7 protein-coding genes are annotated in these 7,233 nt (G+C 68.7%); 3 read left to right on the top strand and 4 right to left on the bottom strand.

Features of this window, described 5'->3' with window-relative positions; translation table 11 throughout:
* Positions 1–1,208 (bottom strand): glycine C-acetyltransferase (locus tag AC5RUJ_RS08090; protein WP_494155745.1); only part of this gene is annotated, 1,208 nt, incomplete at its 3' end.
* Positions 1,209–1,219: 11 nt separating this feature from the next.
* Positions 1,220–2,266, bottom strand: a complete 1,047-nt coding sequence (gene tdh / locus AC5RUJ_RS08085; RefSeq protein WP_494128310.1) for an L-threonine 3-dehydrogenase — start codon at positions 2,264–2,266, stop codon at positions 1,220–1,222.
* A gap of 328 nt (positions 2,267–2,594) precedes the next feature.
* Between tdh and AC5RUJ_RS08080 the strand changes: the two genes are divergently transcribed.
* From AC5RUJ_RS08080 to AC5RUJ_RS08070, 3 genes are all read left to right on the top strand, one after another.
* Entirely contained in the window at positions 2,595–3,956 is a 1,362-nt protein-coding gene (locus AC5RUJ_RS08080; protein ID WP_494128311.1) for a GAF domain-containing protein, read from the top strand.
* A gap of 200 nt (positions 3,957–4,156) precedes the next feature.
* The gene (gene exaC, locus AC5RUJ_RS08075; protein WP_494026413.1) at positions 4,157–5,680 is read left to right on the top strand and encodes an acetaldehyde dehydrogenase ExaC; all 1,524 of its coding nucleotides are present in this window, start codon (positions 4,157–4,159) and stop codon (positions 5,678–5,680) included.
* A 14-nt stretch (positions 5,681–5,694) separates the two neighbouring features.
* Positions 5,695–6,153, top strand: a complete 459-nt coding sequence (locus AC5RUJ_RS08070) for a DUF779 domain-containing protein (protein WP_494128312.1) — start codon at positions 5,695–5,697, stop codon at positions 6,151–6,153.
* A 173-nt stretch (positions 6,154–6,326) separates the two neighbouring features.
* On the opposite strand, the gene AC5RUJ_RS08065 is transcribed toward AC5RUJ_RS08070, so the two are convergent.
* Positions 6,327–6,704: a VOC family protein gene (locus AC5RUJ_RS08065; protein ID WP_494128313.1), complete on the bottom strand. Its 378-nt coding sequence runs from the start codon at positions 6,702–6,704 to the stop codon at positions 6,327–6,329.
* 70 nt (positions 6,705–6,774) lie between these two features.
* The coding region (locus AC5RUJ_RS08060; RefSeq protein WP_494155744.1) for a phosphotransferase at positions 6,775–7,233 on the bottom strand (459 nt) is incomplete at its 5' end.

The raw sequence follows: 7,233 nt of genomic DNA, 5'->3' as shown, positions 1-7,233 counted from the left end.
CCGACCGCCCGCCGGGAGGCGACGAACGCCGCGACGCAGGCCTCGACGTCGTCGGCGCTATGAGCGGCCGAGAGCTGCACGCGGATCCGCGCTGCGCCCTTGGGCACCACCGGATAGCTGAAGGCGGTGACGTACACGCCGTGGGCGAGCATGGCCTCGGCCACCCGCCCGGCGAGGACCGCGTCGTGGAACATGACCGGGACGATCGGGTGCACGCCTTCGAGCAGATCGAACCCTTCCTCGGCCATCCGCCGGCGGAACAACGCCGTGTTGTCCTGCAGCCGCGACCGAAGGTCTGCCGAACCGCCCACCAGTTCCAGCGCCTTCAAGGTGGCGGCCACGATGGCCGGCGCGACGGAGTTGGAGAACAGGTACGGACGGGCCTTTTGCCGCAGCACGGTCACGATTTCGCGGCGGCCGGACACGTAACCGCCGGAGGCACCGCCGAGCGCCTTGCCGAAGGTCCCGGTGTAGATGTCCACCCTGTCAGCCACCCCGGCATGCTCCGGGGTGCCGGCACCGTTGGCCCCCATGAAGCCGACGGCGTGCGAGTCGTCGACCATCACCAGCGCGCCGTATTCTTCGGCCAGTTCGCAGATCCGTTCCAGCGGCGCCAGGTAACCGTCCATGGAGAACACGCCGTCGGTGACGATGACGGTCCGCCGTGCGCCGGCGCCGTCGTCCATTGCCGCAGCCTGTTGCAGCCGCTCCTGAAGTTCGGCCATGTCCCGATTGGCGTAGCGGAACCGCACCGCCTTGGACAACCGGATGCCGTCGATGATCGAGGCATGATTCAGCGCGTCCGAGATGATGGCGTCCTCCGGCCCGAACAAAGATTCAAAGACCCCGCCGTTGGCGTCGAAACAGGACGAGAACAGGATGGTGTCCTCGGTGCCCAGGAAGCGCGACACCTCCCGTTCCAGCTGCAGGTGGAGGTCCTGCGTGCCGCAGATAAACCGCACGCTGGCCATGCCGAACCCTCTCTCGTCCATGGCGGCCTTCGCGGTGGCGATGATGTCCGGATGGTCGGCCAACCCCAGGTAGTTGTTCGCGCAAAAGTTCAGCACCTCGCGGGTTGACCCGTCCTCCGGGCCGGCGGAGATGTGGCTGGACTGCGGGGTGGTGATGCGCCGTTCGGCCTTGAACAGTCCGGCGGCGCGGATCTCCTCCAGCTCCGAGACCAGCTGGTCCTTGAGTGTTCCGTACATGCTTCTCCTCCCTAGATCCGGGTCCAGTCCAGGACCACTTTGCCGCTTGTCCCCTGCCGGGCCGTCTCGAACCCGCGCTCCCATTCGGCGGCCGGCAGCACGTCGGTGATCACGGAGGAAATCGCCGCGTGCAGGGCCGGGCTGGAGGAGAGCATGGCGCTCATCGCGTACCAGGTTTCGAACATCTCGCGCCCGTAGATGCCCTTGAGCGTGAGCATGTGGGTGACCACCTTGGCCCAGTCGATGGTGATGTCTTCGGCCGGCAGCCCCAGCAGCGCGATCCGGCCGCCGTGGGTCATGTTGTCGATCATGGCCCGCAGTGCCGAGCCGCGGCCGGACATCTCCAGCCCGATGTCAAAACCTTCGACCAGTTCCAGTTGCCGTTGTGCGTCCGCCACCCGGGCGTGGCTGACGTCCACCACCATGTCGGCGCCCATGTGCTTGGCCAGCTCCAACCGTTCGGCGGACACGTCGGTGACGGCGATCTTGCGGGCGCCGGCGTGGCGTACTACCGCTATCGCCATCAGCCCGATGGGCCCGGCGCCGGTGATCAGCACGTCTTCACCGACCAGCGGAAAGCTCAGTGCCGTGTGCACGGCGTTGCCGAACGGATCGAAGATCGCGCCCAGTTCGGGCGTGACCGCCGGGTCGGTGTGCACCCACACATTGGTTTCGGGGATCACCACGAACTCGGCGAAGGCACCGTCACGCTGCACGCCGACGCTGACCGTGCGGATGCACATCTGCCGCCGGCCCGCGCGACAGTTCCGGCAGGTCCCGCAGACGATGTGGCCCTCCCCCGAGACCCGGTCGCCGATCTGCACGTCCTGCACGGCGCTGCCGGCGGCCACGACCTCGCCATAGAACTCGTGGCCGGGGATAAGCGGCGCCCGGACCGCCTCCGCGGCCCAGTCGTCCCAGGCCTGGATGTGCAGGTCGGTGCCGCAAATTCCCGTGGTGTGGACCTTGATCTTGACCTCGCCGGTGCCGGGTTCCGGTTCCGGACGGTCGACCAGCTCGAAGCCGGCCTGTGGGCCGGGCTTGTAGAGCGCCTTCACGCGGTGTCCTTTCGCTAAGCGGGCCGGCGCGTCCGGCCGCCCGGGCTGTGGCCCGGATCACTAGGCCAACTCTACGTAACTGTCTTGGCGAAGTGGAGCACGTCACAGTATCCGTCGCGTCAGGGGCAGGGTAGCTTTGCTCGCAACCGGCGGCCGCAGGGCATCCTCAAGTCACCGAATGCGAACCGGGCAGGCCGACCCCATAGGAACAGGAAACCGGTCCGGAGCCGCGTGCCGTGAAAGCCGGTGGAAAGGCCGCGGAAGCGCAGGCTAGACTGTGACCCCGGCCACAGGTGCGTGGCTGCGATCCGGTAAAAGGGGTTCTCCAGTGCCGCACCCAGCCCAGCCAGCGTCCCGGCCCGTGCAGGACCAGGCCTACGCCGCGCACGAGCGGCTGGATCCGATGCAGCTGTCCGCCGGGACCGGGAGCATCAGGGGGCTGCGCGCGGTGGTGCGCGACTCCTGGCAACGGTCCTTGCGGCACGCGGCGGATCCGGATCGGGCGCTGGCTCCACTGGTCATGGCCGCGGACGCGCTGGACGAGTTCCGCCGGAACCATCCGTTGTCCGCCATCATGCCGATCTTTGGCCGGCTGCTGGTGGAGCCCAGCCGCGACGCGGGGATGCTGGTGGCCGTGGGAGACCGGCACGGGCGGCTGCTCTGGGTGGACGGAGAGGCCCGCCTGAAAGACCGCGCCGAAGGCATGATGTTCATGCCCGGCACCGACTGGTCGGAGGCGACCGTGGGCACCAGCGCGCCCGGCACGTCGCTCGCGTTGGGCCGTGGAGTCCAAATCGCCGGTGCCGAGCACTTCAGCCGGGCGGTCCATTCATGGAACTGCACCGCCGTCCCCATCAAAGATCCCGAAACCGGCGCCGTCCTCGGCGTCGTGGATCTGACCGGCGGGGAGGAAGCGGCCGCGCCCCACACGCTGTCCTTGGTCCGGGCGGCGGTAGCGGCGGCCGAGGCAGAGCTGCGCATTCTCCGCCTCCAGGCAGCCGCCCGGCACGACCCGGGGACGCGGAGCCGGTCAGCACCTGCCGGCCCGATCACGCGGCGTCGGGGGACGCCGGCCCGTCCGGAGGGCGAATCCGGAACCCGCCCGAAGGCCGGTCTGCGCATCATGGGACGCGATCAGGGACTGTTGGAACTGGCCGGCCAGCGGATCGAGTTGTCGCAGCGGCACACGGAGATCCTCACCCTGCTGGCCCTGCATCCCGCCGGCCTGACGGCCGGGGAACTGGCGGACCAGCTCAACCCGCGGGCCCAGGGCGCTACTTTGCGCGCCGAGATGGTGCGGTTGCGCAAGCTGCTGGCCGGCATCAGCCCTGCCGCCGTGCCCACATCCCGGCCCTACCGCCTCCCCCACGAAGTGGCCGTCGACGCGCAGCAGGTCCTCCGGTGCCTGGCCCGCGGGGCACACCGGCAGGCTCTTGGCCTGTACCGCGGGCAGGTCGTTCCGCGGTCGGAGGCGCCGGGCGTCGTCAGTTTCCGCCGGCACGTCAGCGCCACCCTGCGCGAGGCAGTGCTGAGCAGTGCATCGCCGGATGAAGTCCTGCGGTACCTGCAGCTTCCCGAGGCAAAGTACGACGGCGAGGCCTGGCGCGCGGCGCTGCGCCTCCTGCCGCCGCGCTCACCCAAGCGGGCCGCGGTCGTCGCGGTGCTGGAACAGTTGGAAGCCGGGGACTGACGGGACCTTCGGAACGCTGCCGACCGTGCAGGCGGAGCCGGTGGTCTGGCGGCCCCTCTGCACCGTGCCGCGGCTGGAGCCGCAGCATGGGCAACCGCTGCAACCTGATTGCAACGTTGCCCTCCGTAGGCTCTGGGGACACAGACAGTGCGGTCTGCCGGGCCGTGGGGGTCCGGACACCGAAGCCAGAGGAGTCGACCATGACTGTTTACGCCCAGCCCGGAACCGAGGGATCACCCGTCAGCTTCAAGCAGCGCTACGAGAACTGGATCGGCGGCGAATGGGTCGCCCCGGTGAAGAACCAATATTTCGAGAACCCCTCCCCCGTGACCGGCAAAACGTTCTGCGAAGTGGCACGCGGGACCGCCGAGGACATCGAATTGGCCTTGGACGCCGCCCACAAGGCGGCACCGTCGTGGGGCAAGACCTCGGTAGCGGACCGGGCCGCCGTGCTGAACCGGATCGCGGACCGGATCGAGGAGAACCTGGAACTGCTGGCCGTGGCCGAGACCTGGGACAACGGCAAGGCCGTGCGCGAGACCCTGGCCGCCGACATCCCGCTGGCCGCCGACCACTTCCGCTACTTCGCCTCGGCCATCCGGGCCCAGGAGGGCCGGCTGTCCCAACTGGACGACGACACCACCGCCTACCATTACCACGAGCCGCTGGGTGTGGTCGGGCAGATCATCCCCTGGAACTTCCCCATCCTGATGGCCACGTGGAAGCTGGCTCCCGCGCTTGCGGCGGGCAACGCCGTCGTTCTTAAGCCTGCGGAGCAGACACCGGCGTCCATCCTGGTGCTGATGGAGCTGATCGCGGACATCCTGCCGGCGGGCGTAGTCAACGTGGTCAACGGTTTCGGCGTAGAGGCCGGCAAGCCGCTGGCGTCCAGTCCGCGGATCCGCAAGATCGCGTTCACCGGCGAGACCACCACCGGCCGGCTGATCAGCCAGTACGCGTCGCAGAACCTAATTCCGGTCACGCTGGAGCTGGGCGGGAAGAGCCCGAACATCTTCTTCTCCGATGTCGCCGCCGAAAACGACGCGTTCTACGACAAGGCGCTGGAGGGCTTCACCCTGTTCGCGTTCAACCAGGGCGAAGTCTGCACCTGCCCGTCGCGGGCGCTGGTGCAGGAGTCGATCTACGACTCGTTCATGGCCGATGCCCTGGCCCGGACCGAGTCGATCATCCAGGGCAACCCGCTGGACACGGACACCCAGGTCGGCGCCCAGGCCTCCAACGACCAGCTGGAGAAGATCCTGTCCTACATGGACATCGGCCAGCAGGAGGGCGCGAAAGTCCTGACCGGCGGCGGCCGGAACATCCTGGACGGGGACCTCGCCGACGGCTACTACGTGAAGCCCACCATCTTCGAGGGCGACAACAGCATGCGGATTTTCCAGGAAGAGATCTTCGGGCCGGTCGTCTCGGTTACCCGGTTCGGGAACTATCAGGAAGCCCTGCAGATTGCGAACGACACGCTCTACGGGCTTGGAGCCGGCGTGTGGAGCCGCAACGGGAACGTGGCCTACCGGGCCGGGCGCGAAATCCAGGCGGGCCGGGTGTGGGTGAACAACTACCACGCCTACCCGGCGGGAGCGGCGTTCGGCGGCTACAAGTCCTCGGGCATCGGCCGCGAGAACCACGCGATGATGCTGGACCACTACCAGCAGACCAAGAACCTGCTGGTCAGCTACAACGAGAACAAGCTCGGCTTCTTCTAAAGACAGGTCACGTCATGGCGTCTGCTTCACCGCAGGGGCAGGGTGCACCCACCCCGCCCGCCGCGAAACACGAGGCGGCGCTCGAGGCCGCGGTGGCGCTGCCCGGGGAGGATTTTTCCCGGGTGGCGCTCACTGGACCGGCGGTCGGGCTGCTGCAAAAATTGTGGGAGACCCACGGGCCGCTGATGTTCCATCAGTCCGGCGGCTGCTGCGACGGTTCCTCCCCCATGTGCTATCCGGCCGGTGAATTCCTCACCGGCGATGCGGACGTGCTGCTGGGCACGTTCGACCTTCCCGGCCGCGGGAGCCTGGACTTCTGGATGTCGCGGGAGCAGTTCGCGTATTGGAAACACACGCATCTGACCGTGGACGTGGTGGACGGGCGCGGCAGCGGGTTCTCGGTGGAGGCGCCGGAGGGCAAACGCTTCCTGATCCGCTCCCGGCTGCTCGACGGGAGCGGGCAGCCGGCCTGAGGGGGCGGTCGGGGCCGGGTGCCGATCTCCCTGACGCTCCGGTTTGGGCCCCTGCTCCGCTTATTAGGCGGAGCAGGCGCCCGAACCGGAGCAGGAGCGGGGACCACCGGGGGCGCGGACCGGAGCAGGAGCGGGGACCGGAGCAGGAGCGGAAACCTTGACTGCCCGCGCGGCTAGCGTTCGAAGAGGCAGAACGGGTGCCCCGCCGGATCGAAGTACACCCGGACGTCGTCCTGCGGTTGGTATCCGGCACGTTCAGCCCCTACCGACTCGGCGTGAGAGCAGTCGGCGGCCAGGTTCTCGACGACGATGTCCAGGTGCATCAGCATTTGCTGTTCGCCGGGTTCTTCGGGCCAGACCGGCCGGCGGTAGTCCTCCTCCAGCTGGAAGGACAGCCCCGGCCCACCGCCCGGATTGGCCAGCGTAACCCAGTCTGGCTCGATGGTGCGGATGTCCCAGCCCAGCAGCCGACCGTAAAACTGAGCCAAGGCCAGCGGATCCGGCGCTCCCAGCACCGTTGCATGCAGCTGCAGTCCTGTGGGGCCGGGCATCGCCGCTCCTCCCGTGGACGCACTTCCTGGGCAGTAGTCCGGCCATGCTACTGCGGCGGCGGCGCCGCGGCTAGCTCCCGGACAGGACTTCGGCCAGCGCCCGCTCCGCCACGCCGCGCAACAACCGGTTGTCATCCGAGGAGGTCAGCAGCACCGTCGCGATGTTCAACGCCCAGCCGCGGGCGCGCTGCCAGGTGTCCGGGGAAACGTCGGTGCGCGCTTCGACGGCCGCAATAAACTCCCGGCGCCCCGGGGCGTCAAACACCAGCCAGGCGGCGGCCAGGTCGGTGGCCGGATCGCCCGCGGTGATGTCGCCGAAGTCGATCACGGCCGCCAATCGGTTTCCGTTCACCACCAGGTTCCCCGGGTGGAGGTCGCCGTGCAGCCACAGTGCCGGTCCCTCCCACGCGGGCACGGCGGACAGCTGGCGCCACAGCGCCGTGACACGTTCTGCCTCCGGAATGGCCCCGGAAGCCAGGCGCTGCTGCACGGCGGCGTTGCGGGAGGACAGCGGCACGCCGCGCACCGG

Source organism: Arthrobacter sp. Y3223164, assembly GCF_059091005.1.
Note: the sequence above shows the minus strand (reverse complement) of the source record. Positions and strands in the feature narration are given on the sequence as shown.

What these genes read in the sequence shown, in the direction of transcription:
- AC5RUJ_RS08065 (WP_494128313.1), bottom strand. Translation starts at nt 6,704, where the DNA reads ATGCCCGGCCCCACAGGACTGCAGCTGCATGCAACGGTGCTGGGAGCG.
- exaC (WP_494026413.1), top strand. Translation starts at nt 4,157, where the DNA reads ATGACTGTTTACGCCCAGCCCGGAACCGAGGGATCACCCGTCAGCTTC.
- AC5RUJ_RS08070 (WP_494128312.1), top strand. Translation starts at nt 5,695, where the DNA reads ATGGCGTCTGCTTCACCGCAGGGGCAGGGTGCACCCACCCCGCCCGCC.